20 protein-coding genes and 2 pseudogenes are annotated in these 21,579 nt (G+C 66.7%); 14 read left to right on the top strand and 8 right to left on the bottom strand.

Features of this window, described 5'->3' with window-relative positions; all coding sequences use genetic code 11:
- Positions 1–103: 103 nt before the first annotated feature.
- The 5 genes from ACT86A_RS21095 to ACT86A_RS21075 all read left to right on the top strand — a co-directional run bounded on the left by ACT86A_RS21095 (position 104) and on the right by ACT86A_RS21075 (position 10,486).
- Positions 104–871, top strand: coding sequence for a hypothetical protein (locus ACT86A_RS21095; protein WP_445093898.1), 768 nt, complete (start codon positions 104–106; stop codon positions 869–871).
- Positions 868–1,860, top strand: coding sequence for an ABC transporter ATP-binding protein (locus tag ACT86A_RS21090; RefSeq protein WP_445093897.1), 993 nt, complete (start codon positions 868–870; stop codon positions 1,858–1,860). The genes ACT86A_RS21095 and ACT86A_RS21090 overlap by 4 nt, the downstream gene beginning before the upstream one ends.
- Positions 1,857–2,639 carry an ABC transporter permease gene (locus tag ACT86A_RS21085; protein WP_445093896.1) on the top strand — a complete coding sequence of 261 codons (783 nt, stop codon included), beginning with the start codon at positions 1,857–1,859 and terminating at the stop codon, positions 2,637–2,639. Before ACT86A_RS21090 ends, ACT86A_RS21085 begins: the two co-directional genes overlap by 4 nt.
- A gap of 50 nt (positions 2,640–2,689) precedes the next feature.
- Positions 2,690–6,616 (top strand): ABC transporter ATP-binding protein, encoded by a 3,927-nt coding sequence (locus tag ACT86A_RS21080; RefSeq protein ID WP_445093895.1) that lies wholly within the window; start codon positions 2,690–2,692, stop codon positions 6,614–6,616.
- A 174-nt stretch (positions 6,617–6,790) separates the two neighbouring features.
- Entirely contained in the window at positions 6,791–10,486 is a 3,696-nt protein-coding gene (locus ACT86A_RS21075) for a multifunctional oxoglutarate decarboxylase/oxoglutarate dehydrogenase thiamine pyrophosphate-binding subunit/dihydrolipoyllysine-residue succinyltransferase subunit (protein WP_445093957.1), read from the top strand.
- Positions 10,487–10,582: 96 nt separating this feature from the next.
- Here the strand turns inward: ACT86A_RS21075 and ACT86A_RS21070 are convergent, their stop codons facing one another.
- Positions 10,583–10,834, bottom strand: coding sequence for a hypothetical protein (locus ACT86A_RS21070; RefSeq protein WP_445093894.1), 252 nt, complete (start codon positions 10,832–10,834; stop codon positions 10,583–10,585).
- A 104-nt stretch (positions 10,835–10,938) separates the two neighbouring features.
- Between ACT86A_RS21070 and ACT86A_RS21065 the strand changes: the two genes are divergently transcribed.
- The 4 genes from ACT86A_RS21065 to ACT86A_RS21050 all read left to right on the top strand — a co-directional run bounded on the left by ACT86A_RS21065 (position 10,939) and on the right by ACT86A_RS21050 (position 12,740).
- Positions 10,939–11,229 (top strand): hypothetical protein, encoded by a 291-nt coding sequence (locus ACT86A_RS21065; RefSeq protein ID WP_445093893.1) that lies wholly within the window; start codon positions 10,939–10,941, stop codon positions 11,227–11,229.
- Between the two features lie 4 nt (positions 11,230–11,233).
- On the top strand, positions 11,234–11,419 hold the full coding sequence (locus tag ACT86A_RS21060; protein ID WP_445093892.1) for a hypothetical protein: 186 nt from the start codon (positions 11,234–11,236) through the stop codon (positions 11,417–11,419).
- Positions 11,416–12,333 carry a hypothetical protein gene (locus ACT86A_RS21055; protein WP_445093891.1) on the top strand — a complete coding sequence of 306 codons (918 nt, stop codon included), beginning with the start codon at positions 11,416–11,418 and terminating at the stop codon, positions 12,331–12,333. The genes ACT86A_RS21060 and ACT86A_RS21055 overlap by 4 nt, the downstream gene beginning before the upstream one ends.
- Positions 12,334–12,452: 119 nt before the next feature.
- On the top strand, positions 12,453–12,740 hold the full coding sequence (locus ACT86A_RS21050) for a hypothetical protein (protein ID WP_445093890.1): 288 nt from the start codon (positions 12,453–12,455) through the stop codon (positions 12,738–12,740).
- 843 nt (positions 12,741–13,583) lie between these two features.
- Here the strand turns inward: ACT86A_RS21050 and ACT86A_RS21045 are convergent.
- Positions 13,584–15,104: an alpha/beta hydrolase gene (locus ACT86A_RS21045; RefSeq protein WP_445093889.1), complete on the bottom strand. Its 1,521-nt coding sequence runs from the start codon at positions 15,102–15,104 to the stop codon at positions 13,584–13,586.
- A 599-nt stretch (positions 15,105–15,703) separates the two neighbouring features.
- Between ACT86A_RS21045 and ACT86A_RS21040 the strand changes: the two genes are divergently transcribed.
- Entirely contained in the window at positions 15,704–16,870 is a 1,167-nt protein-coding gene (locus tag ACT86A_RS21040) for a lipase family protein (protein WP_445093888.1), read from the top strand.
- Positions 16,871–16,937: 67 nt separating this feature from the next.
- Here the strand turns inward: ACT86A_RS21040 and ACT86A_RS21035 are convergent.
- A pseudogene (locus tag ACT86A_RS21035) lies at positions 16,938–17,505 on the bottom strand (Fic/DOC family protein).
- A gap of 12 nt (positions 17,506–17,517) precedes the next feature.
- Positions 17,518–17,712, bottom strand: a complete 195-nt coding sequence (locus ACT86A_RS21030; RefSeq protein WP_445093887.1) for an antitoxin VbhA family protein — start codon at positions 17,710–17,712, stop codon at positions 17,518–17,520.
- 660 nt (positions 17,713–18,372) lie between these two features.
- On the opposite strand from ACT86A_RS21030, the gene ACT86A_RS21025 reads away from it, so the two are divergent.
- Entirely contained in the window at positions 18,373–18,609 is a 237-nt protein-coding gene (locus tag ACT86A_RS21025) for a hypothetical protein (protein ID WP_445093886.1), read from the top strand.
- Between the two features lie 186 nt (positions 18,610–18,795).
- On the opposite strand, the gene ACT86A_RS21020 is transcribed toward ACT86A_RS21025, so the two are convergent.
- Complete coding sequence (locus tag ACT86A_RS21020; protein WP_445093885.1) at positions 18,796–19,125, bottom strand: DNA-binding protein; 330 nt, start codon at positions 19,123–19,125, stop codon at positions 18,796–18,798.
- A 62-nt stretch (positions 19,126–19,187) separates the two neighbouring features.
- Entirely contained in the window at positions 19,188–19,445 is a 258-nt protein-coding gene (locus ACT86A_RS21015) for a hypothetical protein (protein WP_195046562.1), read from the bottom strand.
- Positions 19,446–19,861: 416 nt separating this feature from the next.
- On the opposite strand from ACT86A_RS21015, the pseudogene ACT86A_RS21010 reads away from it, so the two are divergent.
- Positions 19,862–19,999, top strand: a pseudogene (locus tag ACT86A_RS21010) (IS3 family transposase); the annotation flags it as partial.
- A gap of 39 nt (positions 20,000–20,038) precedes the next feature.
- Here the strand turns inward: ACT86A_RS21010 and ACT86A_RS21005 are convergent.
- Both ACT86A_RS21005 and ACT86A_RS21000 read right to left on the bottom strand, forming a co-directional pair.
- Positions 20,039–20,434 (bottom strand): hypothetical protein, encoded by a 396-nt coding sequence (locus tag ACT86A_RS21005; RefSeq protein ID WP_445093884.1) that lies wholly within the window; start codon positions 20,432–20,434, stop codon positions 20,039–20,041.
- Complete coding sequence (locus tag ACT86A_RS21000; RefSeq protein WP_445093883.1) at positions 20,435–20,857, bottom strand: CHAP domain-containing protein; 423 nt, start codon at positions 20,855–20,857, stop codon at positions 20,435–20,437.
- 41 nt (positions 20,858–20,898) lie between these two features.
- Between ACT86A_RS21000 and ACT86A_RS20995 the strand changes: the two genes are divergently transcribed.
- The gene (locus tag ACT86A_RS20995; RefSeq protein WP_445093882.1) at positions 20,899–21,159 is read left to right on the top strand and encodes a type II toxin-antitoxin system Phd/YefM family antitoxin; all 261 of its coding nucleotides are present in this window, start codon (positions 20,899–20,901) and stop codon (positions 21,157–21,159) included.
- On the top strand, positions 21,147–21,542 hold the full coding sequence (locus ACT86A_RS20990; RefSeq protein WP_445093881.1) for a PIN domain-containing protein: 396 nt from the start codon (positions 21,147–21,149) through the stop codon (positions 21,540–21,542). Before ACT86A_RS20995 ends, ACT86A_RS20990 begins: the two co-directional genes overlap by 13 nt.
- The last annotated feature ends 37 nt before the right edge of the window (positions 21,543–21,579 follow it).

Below are 21,579 nucleotides of genomic sequence, written 5' to 3'. Positions count from 1 at the left end.
CAGTGGAACCGATCGGCCTGGGTACTTCGTTGTCATGACGAGCTGACGGCAAACCGGTGCCATACAGTTCAACCCAGCAGACCGGAAGAGGAGGATGCCGCCGATGCCCAAAGGCGCGTTCGAGAAGACGGTGGTCGAGCTGCTCGATACCGGGTCCCGCCTGCAGGCGCCCGCGGTCGCCAAGTACGTGGACCGGATCCGGCGCTCGCATCCCGAGGAAAGCCCCGCGCAGGTCATCGAGCGGTTGGAGAAGCAGTACCTGCTCGCCGTCACCGGCAGCGGCAGCGCGGTCGGCGCGACCGCCGCGCTCCCCGGCGTCGGGACCGTCGCCGCGATCGCCGCGGTGAGCGCGGAAACCACCTTCTTCATGGAGGCGTCGGCGGTGTTCACCCTCGCGGTGGCCGCGGTGCACGGTATTTCGCCGCAGGATCAACAGCAGCGCAGGGCACTGGTGCTGGCCGTCGTGCTGGGCGAGAGCGGCATGGAGATCGTGCAGAAAACGGTCGGTTCCTCCGCGAAGAACTGGGGCGCGACATTCGCCAACCGGATTCCGGGGCTGTCGAGCATGAACGATTCGCTGTTGAAGCGGTTCATCATCCGGTTCATCACCAAGCGCGCCGCGTTGATGGCGGGCAAGGTGCTCCCCGCGGGCATCGGCGCCGTGATCGGCGGCGCGGGCAACCGCGCGCTCGGCAAGGCTACGATCACGAACGCACGCAACGCATTCGGGCCACCACCGGCGACGTGGCCGGCCGACCGGCAGCTGATCATCGAGGCCGATCCGCTCACCATGATCGATCCGGCGCAGCCACAACCACCGGCGCAGCCACAACCTCCGGCGCAGCCACAACCGCCGACGACGCCACGGTGAGCGGCGTGCGTGCGGTCGCGTTCGAGGTCCGGGGCTTGACCAAGCGGTACGACTCGGCGATCGCCGTCACGGACGTGAGCTTCACCGTGCCTTCCGGCACCACTGCGGCGCTGGTCGGTCCGCGCGGGGCGGGCAAGACCACCATCCTGCGGGTGCTGCTCGGCCTCGTCGACCCCACTTCCGGCACCGCGTCCGTGGGTGGACCAGGTTCGGCGCGGCCCGCCGCCGCGGGTTCCGCGCGGATGGTCGGCGGTGTGCTCGCGCCGCGCGGGCTGCATCCGGCTCGGACGGCCCGCGATCACCTGCTGATCTACGCGGCCGCGGCAAGCGTCGGCAACGCACGGGTGGGCGAAGTGCTCGAACTCGTGGGATTGGGCGAATACGCCGCGACGAGAATCGGCCGCATGTCGACCGGGCAGCAGACCCGGCTCGCGCTGGCCACCGCATTGCTCGGCGATCCTCCGCTGCTGGTACTCGACGATCCGATGGACGGCCTGGACGCCGCCGAACGCGGCTGGTTGCCGGAATTTCTGCGCGGGCACACGCGCCGCGGCGGCAGCGCCGTGCTGTCCAGCGACAGCCTCGCCGCCGTCTTGCCCGGCGCGGACCACCTGATCGTGCTGAGCGAGGGCACGGTGGTGTTCCAGGGCAGCCCGGCGCGGTTGCGGCGCGGACACCCCGACCGGCTGGTGGTCGCGGCGTCCCCGCCCATCGGGCTGGCGACCATGCTTGCGGCGCAAGGGTTCACCGACGCGGTGATCCGTCCGGACGGTCGCCTCGCCGTCGCCGAGGCGACCGAGGCGCAGATCCGGGCCGCCGCCACCGCGGCGAAGGTGCGCATCGACAGCATCGTCGCCGACCCCATCCACCCCGACCGAGTGCTCGCGTCGCTGACCAGACCCGCCGCCGCGCCCGCACCGCACTATCCCGGCCTCGCCGCGCCCGGCGGCCGGCAACCGTCGCCGCTGCCTTACGGAATCCCACGATGATCGCCATTCTGCCCACGGACCTGGTGCCGAACCTCAACTCCGAGATCCGCAAGGTCGTCACGATCCCGCGCGGCCAACTGTTCGCGGGCGCCGTCCTCGCGATCGCGCTGATCGCGAGCATCGCGTCGGCGAGCCTGGCCGGACCGCCGGACCCGCGCGGCCAGCCCGCCACCGGCGCCGCGACGATCGGGCTGTATGTCGCTCTCGCGGTGGTCGTGCTGGCCGCGGCCGTCTTCGGAGCAGTGGGCACCGGCGCCGAGTACCGGTACCACACGATGGCGGTGAGTGCGCTGTTCACTGCCGACCGCGACCGGTTGGCCGCCGCGAAATTCCTGGTCATCGCGGGTTGCGCGGCGGTGGCCGTGGTGGCGGTGGAACTGGTCGCGCTCGGCGGGATATTCGGCGTCGGCCGCCACAAGATCACCGTCACCGCCGAGCTGTTCGCCGTGCTCGGCGGCGGGCTGCTCGCCGCGGTCTGCTGGTCGCTGATCGGCGCGAGCGCGGGCATCCTGGCGCGTTCCTCGGCGAAGGCGATGGGCTTGCTGCTCGGCTGGATCGTGGTCGCCGAACCTCTGCTGTGGCTGCTCGCCCACGGTCTCGGCATTCCGGGCGTGGTGACCCTGCTTCCCGTCTCGGCCACCGTCGCCACCGTGGCCGTCGGCTCCTTCCCGGACGCCGATTTCCTCGCCCCCACTCCGGCGGCCATCGTGGTCCTGCTGCTGTGGACCATCGGCTCGGGCGCCGCGAGCTGGTGGAGTCTACGCACCCGCGACCTGTGACCTGAGCCCACCCGGGAACAACGGCCTGTCGGTGGGTGTCGGTACCGTCGATGAAGAACGCGGTACGGCAAAGGGGGCGAGCGAGCGAAGTGGACGGGGGCGGCAGACCGGGATGGATACGCAGGCTGTGGGCCGAGTGCCGGCCGCACCGCGGCGTGCTCTCCGGCATCGCGGCGGCAGTCCTCGGCGGAGCGGTCATCGAGACAGCCGGGCCATTGCTGACCAAAAAGGCCATCGACGCCGCCGGCGTCGGTGACACGGCGGCGATCGGAGCGGTCGCGGGCCTGTTCGTGCTGCTGGCCCTCAGCCGCTCCGCAGCCGGATTCGGGCGTCGCCTGCTGGCCGGACGGCTGTCGCTGGACGTGCAGCACGCGCTGCGCGTGAATCTCCTCGGTTCCTTGCAACGACTCGACGGCATCGGGCAGGACACCCTGCGCACCGGGCAGGTGGTGTCCCGGTCGATCACCGATCTGCAGCTGGTCCAGGGCCTGATGGCGATGACGCCGCTGTCGGGCATGGCGCTGCTGGAGTTCGCGCTCGCCGCCGGGGTCATGATCTGGCTCTCGCCACCGCTGGCCGCCGTCGCGCTGCTGGTGGTGCCCGCGATCGGTCTGGTGGTGTATCGGGTGCGCCCGCGGCTGCACGCGGCGACCTGGTCGGCCCAGCAGCGCGCCGCCGACCTCGCCCAGCACGTCGAGGAGACCGTCACCGGGGTGCGGGTGGTGAAGGGCTTCGGTCAGGAAGCCCGGATGGTCGATCTGCTGGAACGCCACGGCCGCACGCTGTTCGCGGAACGGATGCGCGCCGCGAGGATCGACGCCGGGTTCGCGCCGACGGTCGCGTCGATTCCACAACTGGGCATGGTCGCGGTCATCGCGATCGGCGGGGTGCTCGCGCTGCACGGCAGCATCGGCGTCGGCACCTTCGTCGCGTTCGCCGCGTACGTCGCTGTCATGACGGGCACCGCGCGCATTCTGTCGTCGGTGATCGTGATGGCCCAGCTGACCAGGGCCGCGGCCGAACGGGTGTTCCAGGTGATCGACACCGCGCCGGTGGTCGCCGAGCCGGACCGTCCGGTCGAGCTGCCGGGCGGCCCGCTCGGCATCGAATTCGACGCGCTGAGCTTCGGTTTCGATCCCGATCAGCCCGTTCTGCGTGAACTCGACCTGCGGGTACGGCCCGGCGAGACGGTGGCCGTCATCGGGCCCGCGGGCGCTGGCAAATCCACCCTCGCCCTGCTGCTGCCCCGGTTCTACGCGCCGGACTCCGGCCGCATCCGGCTGTTCACCGAGGCCGATCCGGCGTGCCCGCACCGCAGCGCCGGGCACGGGGCGCCGGCCACGGCGGACGCCGTCGAAGTCGACATCGCCGACCTGCGCGCCGCCGACCTGCGCGCCGCCATCGGCGTCGTCTTCGACGACCCCATCCTGTTCTCCGACACGATCGCCGCGAACATCGCGCTCGGGCGGCCGGAGGCCACCGACGAGGAGATCAGGCAGGCGGCCGAGCAGGCCGCGGCCGACGAGTTCATCGCCGAACTACCCGACGGATACGACACGGTCGTCGGCGAGCGCGGCTTGACCCTCTCCGGCGGCCAGCGGCAGCGGATCGCGTTGGCCAGGACCCTCCTGGCCCGCCCGCGCATCCTGGTGCTCGACGACGCCACCTCGGCGGTGGACGCGGTGACCGAGGCGGCGATCTTCGACGCGCTGCCCGACCGCGGCGGACGGACCACGCTGATCCTGGCGCATCGGGAGTCGACGCTGGCCCACGCCGACCGGGTGATCAGGCTGCCCGCACCCGCCGGACACGTCGCACCGGCGCCGGACATCCGGTCCGGCGCGGGGAACGGGCAGGCGCCGGCCCCGGCCGGCAGCGGCCGCTTCGCCCGCGCCGCGACCGGTGTGAGTGAGACCCCCGAACTGCGCCGCACCATCGAGCGCTTGCCACCGGCCACCGAGCAGCCCGGTCTGGACGCACAGCGTTTCCGCGACCCCGATCCACGCTTCGGGCTGCGCCGCATGCTGCGCCCGGTGCGCCGGCTCGTACTGACGGTCATGGCGCTGCTGGCGGCTGACGCGCTGATCGGCGTCGCGTTCCCGCCGCTGGTGCGCTACGCGATCGACGGCGGCGTGCTGGGCGACGATGCGGCGGCGCTGGTCCGCGCGACGCTGCTCGGCACGGCCCTGGCCGCGGCGGGTTGGCTGGTCGGCGCGGCGACCACCGTGCTGACCGCCCGCACCGGGGAACGAGTGCTGTTCGCCTTGCGGGTGCGCAGCTTCGCGCATCTACAGCGACTCGGGCTGGATTACTACGAACGCGAGCTGTCCGGGCGGATCATGACCCGGATGACCACCGACATCGACGCGCTGTCGACGTTCCTGCAGACCGGGGTGGCGACCACCCTCGTCGGTCTGCTGACGCTGGTCGGCATCGCGGTCGCGTTGCTGGTCATCGATGTCTCGCTGGCGGCCGTCGTGCTGGCGACGGTGCCCGCCCTGGTGCTGGCGACGGTGCTGTTCCGGCGGGTCGCCGCCATCGCCTACACCGTCTCGCGGGAGCACGTGTCGGTGGTCAACGCAGATTTCCAGGAGAACGTCACGGGGTTGCGCGCGATCCAGGCGAGCCGGCACGAACCCCGCGCGGCCCGCCGCTTCGCCGAGTATTCGCAGCGCTATCGCGACAGCCGCGTGCGGTCACAGCGGGCGATCGCCCTGTACTTCGCGTTCGTCGTCGGCTGGGCGGACCTGGCGCTGGCCGCGGTGGTGTACTTCGGTGCGCGCGAGGTCGCCGCGGGTGCGACCAGCGCGGGGACGCTGGTCGCGTTCGTGCTGTATCTGCAACTGCTGTTCGGTCCGATCCTGCAGCTTTCCCAGGTCTTCGACGGCTACCAGCAGGCCCGGGTCGGCCTGCGCCGGATCGCGGACCTGCTGCGCACACCGTCCTCGATCACCGCCGATCCGGCCGACCCGGTGCCGATCGAGCAGGGGCTGCGCGGTGATGTGGCCTTCGACCACGTCCGGTTCCGATACGCGGGCGCCCGCGTTCCGGCCCTGGACGACGTTTCCCTGCAGATACCGGCGGGTTCCAGCCTGGCGCTGGTCGGGCCGACCGGCGCGGGCAAGTCGACCGTCGTGAAGTTGCTGGCGCGTCTCTACGACCTGCCTCGGGACGAGTCGAACCATTCCGGCGGGCATCCGCCGGAGCCGAGTCCCCCGCATATCAGTTCCCCGCCTATCAGTCCCCCGCATATCAGTTCCCCGAATATCGCAGCGCCGGGTCCGATCGAGTCCTCGGGTAACGGCGCCGCGCACCGGACCGCCGAGTCGAAGCACAACGGTGACCACGGCCCGGCATCCAGTGCGATCCGGGTGGACGGCGCCGATATCCGCGACTACCGCCTCGGCGACTACCGCTCGCGGCTCGGCATCGTCCCGCAGGAAGCTCACCTGTTCACCGGCGACGTGGCGAGCAACATTGCATTCGGGAAACCATCCGCGACCGCCGCGGAGATCGCTGCGGCCGCTGCCGCGGTGGGCGCGACCGCCATGATCGCCGCCCTCCCGCTCGGGATGCGCCAGCCGGTCGGCGAACGCGGCCGTGGTCTGTCGTCCGGGCAGCGTCAACTGATCGCGCTGGCCCGCGCCGAACTGGTCGCTCCGGATTTGCTGCTGCTCGACGAGGCCACCGCGACGCTCGATCCGGAAACCGAAGCATCGGTGCTGGCAGCGAGCCGATCGCTGAGCCGTGATCGCACCACGGTGATCGTCGCGCACCGGCTCGGCACCGCCGCGCGCGCCGATCGGATCGCCGTGGTCGACCACGGACGGATCGTGGAATACGGTCCGCACGCCGAGCTCCTGGCCGCCGGCGGACCGTATTCCCGGCTCTGGGCAGCGGCCCGCGAATCCGAGGGAATATTCTCGGGTGCTGACGAGTCGTCACCTATTAGGTCGGGGGTGTCGGGTGGTCCGTGAATCGGCCGATTCGCTGCTGGGCCTATCCTCTGATAGGGCGCATCGGCGCGCATCCGCTGATCGGCGTGCCGGGCACGTCGCAAACGTCGCAGCGCGAAGAATGAAATGAGGCGAACACCTGCTGTGAGCAGCTCAACTTCCCAGTTCGGTCAGAACCAATGGCTGGTCGACGAGATGTATCAGAAGTTCAAACAGGATCCATCTTCCGTCGACGAGAGCTGGCATGAGTTCCTAGCCGACTACACTCCCGACGCGAGTGGTGATTCCGGCAACAGCCAGACCGCCCCCACACCCGCGCCGACTGTCGCTGCGGCCGCGGTCACCCCAGCCCCCGGGCCCGCTGTCGCCAAGCCTGCCGCGGCCCCTGCGCCCGCGGCCCCGAAGGCACCCGCCCCGAAGCCCGCGGCGGTGACCGCCCGCGCCCCGCAGACCACCCCGGCACCCACGTCGAACGCCGCGCCCACCTCCGGCCCGAAGCCTGCCGACACCGCCACCGACGAGGCCAAGGTGCTGCGCGGCGCCGCCGCGGCGGTGGCGAAGAACATGGCTGCCTCGCTGAGCATCCCCACCGCGACCAGCGTGCGCGCCATCCCGGCCAAGTTGATGATCGACAACCGCCTGGTCATCAACAACCACCTCGCCCGTACCCGGGGTGGCAAGATCTCCTTCACACACCTGCTCGGCTACGCCATCGTGCAGGCGGTCAGGGCGTTCCCCAACATGAACCGGCACTACGCCGAGATCGACGGCAAACCGAACGCGGTCACCCCGGCGCACACCAACCTGGGCCTCGCGATCGACCTCCCCGGCAAGGATGGCAGCCGCTCGCTGGTCGTCGCCGCCATCAAGGGTTGCGAGACGATGACCTTCGGGCAGTTCCACACCGCCTACGAGGACATCGTCCGCCGCGCCCGCGACGGCAAGCTGACCGCCGAGGACTTCTCCGGCGTGACCATTTCGCTGACCAACCCGGGCACCATCGGCACCGTGCACTCGGTACCGCGCCTGATGAACGGTCAGGGCGCGATCATCGGCGCCGGCGCGATGGAGTACCCCGCCGAGTTCCAGGGCATGAGCGACGAGCGCATCGCCGAATTCGGCGTCGGCAAGCTCATGACGCTGACCTCCACCTACGACCACCGCATCATCCAGGGCGCGGAGTCCGGCGACTTCCTGCGCACCATCCACCAACTGCTGATCTCCGACGAGTTCTACGACGAGATCTTCCACGGCCTCGGTGTGCCTTACGAGCCGGTCCGCTGGCGCAAGGACGTCCGCGAACGCGGCGTCGACAAGAGCGCCCGCGTGCTGGAGATGATCGCCGCTTACCGCAACCGCGGGCACCTGATGGCCGACAGCGACCCGCTGCGCCTGGTCAAGGACAAGTTCCGCAGCCACCCGGACCTGGACGTCACCCAGCACGGCCTGACCTTGTGGGATCTGGACCGCACGTTCGATGTCGCGGGCTTCCACGGCCAGGATCGGATGAAGCTGCGCGACGTGCTGTCCATCCTGCGCGACGCCTACTGCCGCCACATCGGCGTCGAGTACACCCACATCCTCGATCCCGAGCAGCTGCAGTGGATCCAGGACCGCGTCGAGCAGAAGCACGCGAAGCCGACGGTCGCGCAACAGAAGTACATCCTGAACCGGCTGAACGCCGCGGAGGCCTTCGAGACCTTCCTGCAGACCAAGTACGTCGGGCAGAAGCGCTTCTCGCTGGAGGGCGCCGAAGCCGTCATCCCGATGATGGACGCGGTGATCGACCAGTGCGCCGAACACAGTCTCGACGAGGTCGTCATCGGCATGCCGCACCGCGGTCGCCTCAACGTGCTGGCCAATATCGTCGGCAAGCCGTACTCGAAGATCTTCACCGAGTTCGAGGGCAACATGAACCCGGCGGGGGCGCACGGCTCCGGCGATGTGAAGTACCACCTCGGCGCGCAGGGCACGTACCTGCAGATGTTCGGCGACAACGAGATCGCGGTCTCGCTCACCGCCAACCCCTCGCACCTGGAAGCGGTCGATCCGGTCCTGGAGGGCCTGGTACGCGCCAAGCAGGACCTGCTGAACAAGGGCGACGGCCCGGCGGGCTACTCGGTCGTGCCGCTGATGCTGCACGGTGACGCCGCGTTCGCGGGTCAGGGCGTGGTCGCCGAGACGCTGAACCTGTCGGGTCTGCGCGGCTACCGGGTCGGCGGCACCATCCACATCGTGGTGAACAACCAGATCGGCTTCACCACCTCGCCGGAGAACAGCCGCTCCACCGAGTACTCCACCGACATCGCGAAGTTCATCGGCGCACCGATCTTCCACGTCAACGGCGACGACCCGGAGGCGTGCGACTGGGTCGCCCGCCTGGCGGTCGATTTCAAGCAGAAGTTCCGCAAGGACGTCGTCATCGACATGATCTGCTACCGCCGCCGCGGCCACAACGAGGGCGACGACCCGTCGATGACCCAGCCGTACATGTACGACGTCATCGACACCAAGCGCTCGGTCCGCAAGGCGTACACCGAGAGCCTGATCGGTCGTGGCGATATCTCGCTGAAAGAGGCCGAGGACGCCCTGCGCGATTACCAGGGCCAGCTGGAGCGGGTGTTCAACGAGGTCCGCGAGCTGGAGAAGTACTCGCCGGAACCGAGCGAGTCGGTCGAGGGCGACCAGCCGGTGCCCGCGACGGTCGTGACCGCCGTGGACAAGGCCGTCCTGCAGCGGATCGGCGACGCCTTCCTCAACGTTCCCGATGGCTTCCACGTGCACCCGCGCGTCAAGCCGGTGCTGGAGAAGCGTCGCGAGATGGCGTACGAAGGCAAGGTCGACTGGGCCTTCGCCGAGCTGCTCGCGTTCGGCACGCTGATCGACGAGGGTCGCGCGGTGCGCCTGACCGGCCAGGACTCCCGCCGCGGCACGTTCACCCAGCGGCACGCGGTGATCATCGACCGCAAGTCCGCCGGGGAGTACACCCCACTGCACAACATCGGCAGCGAGAACCCCGGTTGGTTCGCCGTGCACGACTCCGCGCTGAGCGAATACGCCGCCGTCGGTTTCGAATACGGCTATTCCCTGGGCAACCCCGACGCATTGGTGTTGTGGGAGGCGCAGTTCGGTGACTTCGTCAACGGCGCGCAATCGATCATCGACGAGTTCATCTCCTCCGGTGAGGCCAAGTGGGGCCAGCTGTCCGACGTGGTGCTGCTGCTGCCGCACGGCCACGAAGGCCAGGGCCCGGACCACACCTCCGGCCGCATCGAGCGCTTCCTGCAGCTGTGCGCGGAGGGCTCGATGACCGTCGCGGTGCCCTCCACCCCGGCGAACTACTTCCACCTGCTGCGCCGCCACGCACTCGACGGCATCCGCCGCCCGCTGATCGTCTTCACCCCGAAGTCGATGCTGCGCAACAAGGCCGTGGTCTCGGACCTGAAGGACTTCACCGAGAGCAAGTTCCGCTCGGTCTTCGACGAACCCGCCTACGAGACGGGCATCGGCGACCGCGCCAAGGTCAAGCGCATCCTGATGACCAGCGGCAAGCTCTACTACGAACTCGCCGCCGAAAAGGCCAAGCAGAAGCGCGAAGACGTCGCCATCGTCCGGATCGAGCAGCTCTACCCGCTGCCCGCCCGCCGCCTGAACGAGGCCCTGGAGGGCTACCCCAACGCCACCGATCTGGCGTGGGTCCAAGAGGAACCGGCCAACCAGGGCGCCTGGCCCTTCTTCGGCCTCAACCTCCCGGAGACCCTCCCGGCCCGCTTCGCCAAACTCCGCCGCATCTCCCGCCGCGCGATGTCGGCCCCGTCCTCGGGATCGAGCAAGGTGCACGCGGTGGAACAGGCGGAGATCATCGCCGAAGCGTTCGAACCGACGGTGTAATCCCCTGAACCGATACCGGGCCGAATCACTCTCTCACACAGAGCGATTCGGCCCGGTTCGCGTTTCATGGATGGATGTCCACGAGCTGTGTCCGGATCAGAAAGTGATGACGGTCGCGCGTTCGAGCGTCCAGCGGAGGAAGTTGTCGCGAGCTACTTGCAGGTCGATGCCCCGGGACCTGAGTTCGTCCTCGGCGCCGTCGGCACGAGCGGCGTTGACGCAGGCACCGACCCTAACGCTCTGGGCGATGAGTTCGTCGATCTGACGGTTGAACGTCTGGCCTGTCTCCGAGTGCCGCAGACTGAGCCGGCGCTCGTTGACTTCCTCCACCGCTCGCGTTCCGGTCACCAGGACGGCCCGGCTCCAGGACGGACATGTGGCGGCGGACCGTATGCGTTCGACGAGGCTGGGTACATAGGGTACTTGGGTACCATGGTCCCAGGAGGCACAGTATGACCACATCAGCCACCGGTGCACCCAAGCGACCAGCACCCTTGAAAGTCGACCCAGCTACCGATGAACTCATCTCCCAGGCAGCACACTTCCTCGGCATGACAAAGAAGGAGTTCGTCGCGGAAGCCAGCCGAGCGTATCTGGAACAGAAAAGGGAAGAGATTCGCCGCGGCATGATCGAGTCGATGAAGGTTCTCGACGGATCGCTCACCGCGAGCGTCGCCATGCTGACCGGCCTGCCCACAGAACGGATCGAAGAACTCGGCGGCGTGGGCGACTGGGAGGAATAGCGCGATGACCATACGGCCAACGCACTGCCTGCGCGAATACCTGGGTCTGCCCGTCCCACCCGCCAACATCCCACTGGACCGAATCGACCACCCGATACTGGCCAAAGCGCACGAACAATTCGCCAACCCCGACATCCCGCATGAGCGGATCCGCGCGATCGACGACACAATCCTTTTCAAGTCAAGGTGAACCGCTGGCGTGGCGCCGTCTACTGCGACGCGCCAGACACCGAGATTACGGCTTGGCTCGTCTGCGCCGGGATCAGGCAGGACGGTTCGGGCGACGACTTCTACGCAGTCCTGCAGCAGGAATGCCGCACCGCTCGGCAGCGCTACAACGCCGCCCACGACAAACCGGTCACCACCGACACCTACAGCCGACATCTCCTGCCAAGCGCCGACGATCACGATCGTTACCGCATCGAAGCGGCGACCCGCTTCGCCCTACGCCTGAACAAGTTGATCATCGACCTCATCGTCGGGTCATTGCACGACGGCCACGAACACGCCGTCGACCTGGCCGGGTTCCGCCTCGGGGTCCAGGTACGCGCCGACGACGGCCACGAAACCTATGTGGCCATCCGCATCACCGGATCGGTCCCGACCGACCTAACCGCGGTTATCCTGCACCGAGTCCCCGGATGCGCACCCGACGGCTGGTTCCCTGAATCGTCACTGCCCGAACGCGAACTCATGCCCGCCGAACAAGTCTGGTCCAACCTCATGGACCCCAAACAAGCCGCCCGCCTTCCTTTTGGAACGAGACGACTGACCTCACCGCATCATCACCATCGCGCCAACTACCTGCACCCAGACCCCTCGACACCGCACGCCCCCTCGGCCGGATGCCAGGTGTCATGTATCGACCGATGGGTGTCCGACCCGTGCGCGCCGCCGGCCGAGCTCACAACCCCACTTACTCGACGAATTCCCGGCGGCAGGAGGCTTGATCGTGCCGCGCCGGGATCGAGCGTTGGCCGCGAAATCGGGTACGCCACACGCAGATACGCGGCCACCGCCGGAAAAAATTGGCCGAATTTGATCTTCGGATTCGAGCCTGAGATTAAGATCAACTTGCGTTACCTCAGCACAATATTCAGTTAGCTAACTGTTAACCGTGATTAATAGCACAGTCAGATCATTGATCTGAGGATGTCTTCATCATTACATTTGTGGTGCGCCCGTGATGGCGTCGTTATCCATCTGTGAAAGGAAGCACGTACATGTTCTCTCGCAAGGCCCTGGCCGTCGCCGCCACCACCGTCTCCGCCGCCACCCTGTTCTTCGGCCCGGTCGCGGTAGCCTCCGCCGCCCAGTCCCCCGCCACCGGCTCCGCGGGCTCGGGTTCGGCCGGAGGCGGCTCGTCCACGGGTTCCGCTGGTTCTTCCTCTGGTTCCGCGATGCTCGACTCGGGCAGTTCGGCGGTCGACGGCGGCACCCACGCCATCGTCAACATCATCGATGTGATCACCGGCGTCAAGGACCTGAACCAGCCCAAGCCCGCCGCCTGATCCGGTCTCGGTAGATCACCGCTTCGTCCGCCCGTGTCGCCTATCGGGCCGGATTTCTGTTGTGCCGATACGCCGATCATCGTCGATTGCGCGCTATTGCATTAAATTTGCCATGATCAGAAAGTTCATTCGCCGAGTCGAGTAGACACGGCGGGTGAACTATGAAGATTCATCCGTTTTTCCGCCAAATGAGATAGCTCTTCGCGCTGCGCGTCCGAGCTTCCATGAATACCGGTTTCGTCCCCGTTCGGAGAACTCGCCGAACGGGGACGGCCATTTCCGGAAGAGTTCGAAAGCAACCCGTCGTGGCGATATCGCGGGACGCGCGACCCGCTCAGCCGCGCCGCCCGCCCGGCAGGGTCGACCGCGCCGAGACCGCCGGTCGAGATCGGTTGATGGGCAGCGAAAAGGTGCGCCCAGGCAGCACGCTGACCGAACGGGATCTCATCGACTACCTGGATTTCGGGCCTCGCGGTCGCACTGGATGCCGAGCCCGGGCTGGGTTCTCGCCACGGAAACGCGCGCGAAGGCAACGCCGCGGGAAAGCTCAGCCAGGCCCACCTCGTTGCGATCGCCTCGGGGACCCTTTCAGCAGCGGAAGCGATTCCATGCCTGTCGATCCGGTCAACCAGGGACTGTAAATACAAGTGGGATAGAGCCGTTGGATTGACAGCGCCGTCAAAACGGGTGCGCTCGAATGGCCAATCTCTGACGGCTCAGGCGCTCGGACGACTCGATATCTTACGAGCAATCCATACCACGATGCCCCGCTCGTGTATCCATCGACGCGGCTCGGCAGTGTCGTCCCCATGTCGGCGTGCAAGCGGACGGGGCTGCGGACGATCAGTCGGGGATATGGCTGGAGTCGCGCTGGCAGGTCAGGTCGGTATCGGGGAGGGTGCCATCACTGAAGTAGGTGTTGACGATGTCGTTCACGCATTGGCTCAGATCGGCGCGAAGGACGCCGTGCACGCGGGTATCTGCCAGCGTGACCATTCGTGACGCGGTCAGGTCCCGGTGCAGCGCAACGCCGTGCTGGTAGGGGGTGCGGGTGTCGCGGGTCGCCTGCAGGATCAGGGCTGGTGTCGAGTTGTGCACAACGGTAGGTGGCTCGATCGGGTCCGGCCAGAACGCGCACGCGGTGATGTTGTTCGCGAACGCGCCGAACACCGGTTGGCTCGCCCGGACGCTTTCGATGTTGCGGCGATACCAGGCCGGATCTCGGGGTGCGGCTTTGTCGCCGCACAGGACTGCGGCCATGCTCGAGGCGTCCATCTGAACGGGGCCGCTGATCTTCGCTTTCAGCTGCTCCAGGTCGACGGGCAGGCCGGACACTGCGTCGGCTGCCATCCGCACGACCTCGGCGAGGTTGGCGTTCTTCTGCGGATTCGACAGCAGCGCCAGCAGCATCATCGGTACCGTGTGTTCATCGATGAGAAAGCCGCTACCGATGACCGGATGCGTTGCGGCACTTCGGATCATGTCCTCGACAAAGGCTCGGACCTGCGGTCCGCTGCTCCCGAAGTGGTAGTCGGCGTCGTGGCCGGCCGCCCAGGTCGCCCAGTCGTCGAGCCCAGCCTCGTTGACGGCGCCCATGTCCTGGTACGTGCCGATCCAGTAGCGGTCCGGGTCGATGGCGCTGTCCAGCACGATCCGGTCACTGCGCTGCGGGAACATCTGCATATACACGGCGCCCAGGTAGGTGCCGTAGGAGCCGCCGTAATAGTTGAGCTTTGGTTCGCCGAATGCGCTGCGGATGACATCCATGTCCCGGGCGGTATTGCGGGTGGTGATGGACTGGGCTTTCGCTGGATCGGGCGCTACGCAGGAGGCCGCGAACGCGGCGGCCAGGGTGGCGTCGCGGGCGTAACCGAAGGCGTCGAAGCCGGCCGAGAACAACATGGTGGGCAGCGGCAGCGCACATTTCATCGGGTCCGATCGGCCGATACCACGCGGGTCCATGCCGATCAGGTCGTACTGGGCCCGGACATCCGGGGTGAGCCGATCCTGCAGGTCGGCCATCATGCTCAGGCCCGGACCGCCGGGACCGCCGGGATTGGACAGCATGATCCCGCGTCTGCGGTCCGGGTCGGTGGCCGGGATACGCGAGATCGCTACCGTCAGCGTGCGTGCGTCCGGTCGGTTGTAGTCGAGCGGTACGACAACACCCGCGCACTGAGCCCCCACCCCATCGAGAACCGCGTCGTTACACGGCTTCCAGTCCAGCTGCTGCTGATAGAACGACTCCAGCCCACGCGGGACGTCATCGACCGGATCGGCGCTTGCCAGTCCCATGGGCAATGTGGCGAATACGGCTGCCGATATGGCCCCCAGCACGAGCCCTCGAATCCCCGGTATCGGCATCACATCTCCTGCCCGTGATCTCCGTGTGCGCATCACGTTTCCGCATCACAGTCATTTTCGGTATCTCGAACCGCGACCCTACTGCCATTTGCTGGCAATGGCTAGGCGGAGCAAAGTTTTCGAAGTGCGCCACCCATATTTGCCCCGGTCACATCGGGGTTGAGCCTCTGACATCAAGTTTTGTTGGGATCTCTGACGTGAACGGCTCACAGAACGGCGCGATAGCAGAGTATCGCCAAGCAATTGCCCAACATGTCTATCAAGATCAAGCTTTGGCGTCCGCGCGGCCCATCCGCCTTTCCCGCTTTTGGGCTTGGATAACAATCTCAGAAAATTTTCAGCTGCGAATGTGAAGTCGTGATGTTATCGTGATCTGAACCCAAACGGTGTGACCGGTCAGCGCGGGCTTGCCTTGCCTGCGAGTCGGATAGTCGGACGCGGGAGGCGCGATGGAATCCGGGAATACGTCATCGACATATCGGAAAAATGCGTGCCGCGCAGCTACCGATGCGCCTGGCCTGCCCGTCGACGGCGCGCCCCGGCAACCAGCGATCCGGCAGCGGATCGGTCGGCCATGGCTTGCGATCCTCGCGCTCGCCATGAGCATGCTGGCGGCGGCCTTCTCGATGCCGGTCGCGCAGGCCGCGGTGCTGCCCCCGCGTGACGATCCCTTCTATGCCGCACCCGCCGATCTCGCGGCACAGCCGAACGGAGCGGTCCTCGGGTCGCGGACGATCCCCCTACTCGGTCTGCCGATACCGGTGTCGGCGTGGCAATTACGGTATCGCACAACCGATTCCGAAGAGCGTCCACAGCTGAACGTGACCACGGTGCTGGTACCACCGGTGCCCTGGAACGGGCCACGGCCGGTGTTGTCGTACCAGGTACCCGAGAACAGTCTCGACAGCCGGTGCGCACCGTCGTCCACGCTGCGCGGCGCAAGCGGCACCGACATGGCGAGCACCATGCAGGACGCACCGTTCATCGCGGACGCACTACGGCGCGGATGGGCCGTCGTGGTCAGCGATTACGAAGGGCCGCAGTCCCGGCTCTTCGACGGCGTGACATCCGGGCGTGGCGTCCTGGACGGAATCCGGGCCGCACGCTCCTTCGCACCGGCCGGCATCGACGCCTCGAGCCCGATCGGCGCCTGGGGATATTCGAGCGGAGCCTACGCCACCCTGTGGGCCACGCAGTTGCGCCGCGAATACGCACCGGACGTGCAGATCGTCGGCACCAGCGCCGGCGGAGTCCCCATCGATATCCCGGCCATGGCGGAACGCGCCGACGGCGCCGTCGGGGCATTGCTGATCCTGTTCGGGCTGGCCCGCAACGAACCCGACTCCGGGCTGGCCGGCTTGCTGAACGACCAGGGCCGCCGCGCGCTGCTCGCCACAGACACCTCCGCCTGCAGTGCCGACCTGGCACAGAAATACCCCGACCCCCACATCGACGACTTCGCCGCGGTCCCGAACCTGTTGGCGCAGCCCGCGTTCCGCAACGCCGCCACCCCCAACGAACTCGGCCGCACCACCCCCGACACCCCGCTGTACCTGTACCACAGCATCGATGACGAGAAGATCCCCGTCGCCGGCTACACCTCCCTCGTCGATACCTACTGCGCTCAGGGCGCCACCCTCACCGCGATCCACTCGCCGTTCCCCACCCACATCGGCGCCGCCGCGGGCGAAGCATTCGACGCCATGAACTTCCTCGCCGACCGCTTCGCCGGCACTCCACAGGCCCCGGGGTGTGTGGTGCAGTAAGCGGTGCCCACCAGGCCGGGATCCTCACCGGGCCGCCGGTCGGACTTTGACCGGTCTGGGACGCGGTTCAGAAGTCATATGCGGGTTCAGCGTCGAGAATCGCACTGAACATTGCGATCAAGCCTTTGAGCTTGCCGTCGGCTCGCGCGGTGTGGCAAGCGGTGTACAACTCGTTTTGGTCGGTCTTTTCCCAGTCGAGTCCGGCGCTGCGTTCAGACAGGAGGAGGTCGAAGAACTCGCGTGTGGCACGGCCGTTGCCCTCGCGGAAAGGATGCGCAAAGTTGACGTAGTCGTATAGATAGGCCACGGTGCGCGGGAGTTCCGCATCGGGAACACTCGTGAGCTGCTGGAGTCCGTGGATCTCGGCGGCGACATAGTCCATCGGTCGGCGGATGCTGGCCGGGGGGCAGAAAGATTCATTGCCCTTTTCGATGCCGACGGTCCGCAGATCTCCGGCCCAGTCGTACACCACCTTGCCGGACGCAACCAATGCGTGCCTCGACGAGGTCGTTCTCGGCATCTTGGAGTGTCTCGACAGTTCGTGCGCCGACTCGGTTCCTCAGGACTCCGATGTGATCGATGAAATAGCCTTGCCAGTTCCGTTCGGGGTCGCCAGTATCCCAGGGATGCGGCATCCCTTGCTCTGATTATTGGATGTGATACCGACGACGGACGCGCTCCCCGAGTTCGGCGGCCGTGATGGTCCCACGAGCGTAAGCGTCCTGGTCGGCGCGGGTGGCTTTGGTGCTGCGTGAACCCTCGAGTTCTGTGCTTCGGCGGATCGCCCTGACTGTCTTGACTCGGCGCTGAGCCTTCTGCCCTTCGGTCATCTGGACACCCACCTTCTGTCGATCACTGCATGATAGTCGACTGGCGGATGTCAATGCCAAGGCGAGCCGGAGGAGGCCGCATCGAGTCACCGGAAGGAACTCATTGCTGGTGAGCAGTGCCAGCGGAACTGGAGGTCGTAACGGAACCGTGATGCTCCAGGTGAGCCGGCCGGTGCACCGTGAGCCGCCCAGCGTGCGACCAGTGGAAACAGGTGCGGTGACGGCCTGGATCGGCGGCGCTGAACTGACCGCCGTCCGCGGGCCGTACCGCAGCTCGTCCGCCACGGCGATGTCGACTACCACATCCGGCCGCGCAGATCTATACCTGAGCCCACCGCCGGCGGAATACGTGACGGCAGCCCAGAAATGACCTGATCGGCGGGAGTCTGTTTGCCACGGGGTAGCTAGGGAACCCATGGATGCGTGGAACGGTGAGCGCCGTGGTTTCTTCCGAATTGTGCTCCACTATCCAGCTCCCTACCCAGGAGGACGAGATTTATGGTCACTATCCGGAACTACCGACGTCCTGCCCTCATCGTGACTGTCTTCGGGGCGATAGGGCTGGCCATTGGGTCGGGCGCTGCTCCCGCTCTCGCCGCTAACACTATCGACATCAGTGGTGTCGGTCCGGCCAACGTGGGGGTCGACTACAGCTGCGAAGCCTCGGCCGGAGTGGCCGGCATCAAGGCGATGGTGGGCGATCCCAACGCAAACAGTCCGTCGGCCACCGGCACGCAGAACGCCGTCACCTGCGACGGAGCCCAACATACCGCCGTGATCATGCTGGTCGGAACAGCTGGTGAGGATGCGCCGTTGCAGGCGGGGCAGACGGTGCAAGTGCGGGTCGCGCTTGTCGATCGCGACGACATTGTCGTTTCCGGGCAGGCGAAGGTGGTCTCGCTGGGGTAGTGCCGGCACCCAGAGGTGTGTCGCTGATCGGTTCAATAGACCCGGCCGGCACTCGATTTCATGCATCCAATCCGCGCGCGGCGACGCGTTCGCCGAATTGCAACGACCGCGCGCCACGATCCGCCAGACTGGGGTGGCAGTGGTACTGGAGGCGGCCAACGCATTCGGGGGCCTACCGAACCGCGCTCATACCTTCACGATCTCGACCTCCGGACCGCACAGTAACGCCATGTCCTCGGGATCGGACGTCACCACTGTGACCAGCCCTCGCACCGAACGCGCCGACGCCGCGAGAACTGCGTCGATCGCGTACTTGTGACCGCTCAGACCGTGCTCCCGCAGCAGTGCGGCGGCCTGCGCCGCCAACTCTTGGGTGACCGAGTGGATGTCGATCTGCGAGAGTGTCCATGCGATCCGGGCTGGATGAACCTTGCTGTAGTCGGCTTCTACCGTCGTCATCGCCGTGGCGGCAACCCGCACGCCGTCCTCTTTGGCCGCCTGCACCCACGCAAGCATTCGACGATCCTTCCGATACAGCATCGACAACCCCTCGCTGTCGAGAAACAGCACATCCGGCATCAGGCAGCCGACCCGCGGGAGCCCCGACGACGCCGCTCGAAACCTAACTCCGCCCGCGCCTCATCGATCTCCGCACGCGTCAATGGCTCGTTGTCCTTCTCGAAATCAGCCACCAACTCGCCGAGCTTGTCCATCGCCACACGCTGCTCCAACGCCTCGGCAACGTAGGCGGAGAAGCCGCCAGGACCGACATGAGCCCGAGCCTGCTCGGCGAGATCTTCCGGAAGGCTGATCGAATACTTCTTACTACCACCCATGCCATAAATGCTACCATCGGTAGCAAAATTTGCGGTCGGACACAAGGCTCATCTGACACCGGGGCGGGAAGCCGCGCCAGACACAGCCAACCGTAGTCACCTGGCGACGGGCCGCGAGGGCGTTCCATGGACGGCCGCACTCCCGGATCCGATCCCGCAGACCTCTGAGACAGCCGAGCAGCAAAGAATTATTCTGTGCCGCAATGAGAACCAGGAAGTTGAAGCCGCCGCGGTGGGGGCGAGTGGTAACTGTCGGCTCGTGATCGGGATCGACGAGGTTTACCATACCTGCGGGCAACGATCCGGTGTTCCTGATGTTGTCGGCGACGGCTCGCAACGCGTTCACCATCCCTCGATTGCTACGCTTGCGTAGCACGACCGCAGGGGCATAATCCGCGATCGGATTCGAAATCGCTCGGGAGGAACTGCGCATCGCGATCGTCACCTGGATCGAACGGACCTACCACCGGCGCCGACGGCAAACCGGCCTGGGCCGCTTGACCCCGATCGAATTCGAGACAATCATGACCGCGTCGGCCAGTCAGGCCGCGTGACCGAAACTGTCACCTGATCCTGCAGCAGTCCCGGACCTATCAGAAGAAGGCTTCGCACGGATGGTAGCGAGGCGATATGGGTTCATCGGTACTCGGTTGCAGCAGTGAGATTCCCACCAGCAGGGCATAACCGGCGCTGACCAAAACCGCCGGGCCGGCGATGACGATCGCGAGGACTTTCACCGCGACCGAGGATAGACGCACTGCGGACACGATGAACGTGACCGCTGCGGCCGCGGCGACGAGCAACAGGATCGTCGCCGACCAACTGGCTGCTGTGGCTGCGATGGGAACCGGGACTTTTCGCGCACAATGCGACGCTCGCAGGGCATCGGTCCGCTCGTCCAGCTTGTGGTCGGCCGCAACCAGCAGCCCGACCGCAGATGCGAAGCAGGCGACGAAGACAACGGCGGATACGAGGGCAGGGCGCTTCAACTACCAGGTCTCCTTCGGTCGGATGATCCGGACGTTCTGGGTGCCGCCGTCCTGATTCGAGAATCCGATCCGGTCGGTCAGGCTGAAGTCCTTCCCGTTGGTGGTGTGCTGGGAGTAGAGGATGTCACCGTTGGGCAGGACGGCGGTAACCACTGCCGTGTGGTGCGCCTCGCCCGGCTTGTAATCGTCGACATTCTGAGTGTGCTCCCAGTAGATGAGATCACCGGGTTTCGCACCGCCGGTACCGACCTCCTGCGCGCCATTGTTCAGGAAGAAGTTCTTCTGCTTCTCGGCATTGAACCAGGTGTCGGTGTGGCTCAAACCCTGCAGTGACCCCGGACCCGGCGGATCGAAGTCGATACCGGCGGTGCGGCTGCGGCCCCAGCCATCCGAACGAGGGGATGCCTTCGCACCGCCGGCCAAGAGAGTTCAGAATATCTGAGTTGATCTGATATTCTGAACTCATGAAGCTTGTGTCCGCGTCGGAGGCTTCCCGCAACTTCGCCGACCTCCTCAGTCGCGCCGAGCGAGGCGAAACTGTGGTGATCACTCGGGGCGGCCGACGACTGGCGGTAATAGGCCCGGCGCCGGTGGCGAACGGGGCGCAGATCCGTGCGGCGCTGAGCGGCTGGCGTGAGCGGTACCCGGACGATGATGCCTCGTTCGAGACGGATGTTCTGGGTGTCCGCGATCTGCTGCGGGCGGACGATCCGTGGCACGAGTAATTCTCGACACCCGCCTCTTGATCGCGGTCGAACGTGGACAAGCCGCGCTCGACGAGCTGATCCGGCCCGATGACGACGCGGTGATCGCGGCAGTCACTGCGGCGGAGTTGTTGACCGGGGTCGAGCGGGCCGGCACCGAGCCGATACGACAGCGCCGGCAGGACTTCGTCGACGCGATACTCGCGACCATCCCGGTCGAGGATTACACGCTGGAGGCGGCTAGAGCGCACGCGCGCCTGCTTGCCTACGTCCAGCGTGAGGGTAGGCCACGGGGCGCGCACGATCTACTCATAGCAGCCACCTCGGTGGTTACGGCGCGCATGCTCCGATCCATCGACGGAAAGGCCAAGTTCGGCGATCTCCCCGGCGTCCACGTCGCATAGGTTCCAGTGTCGACATCGTAGGCAGGCGGGTGAGGCG

This window comes from Nocardia glycosmidis (assembly GCF_052545115.1).
This window is presented reverse-complemented; position numbering and strand designations above follow the sequence as displayed.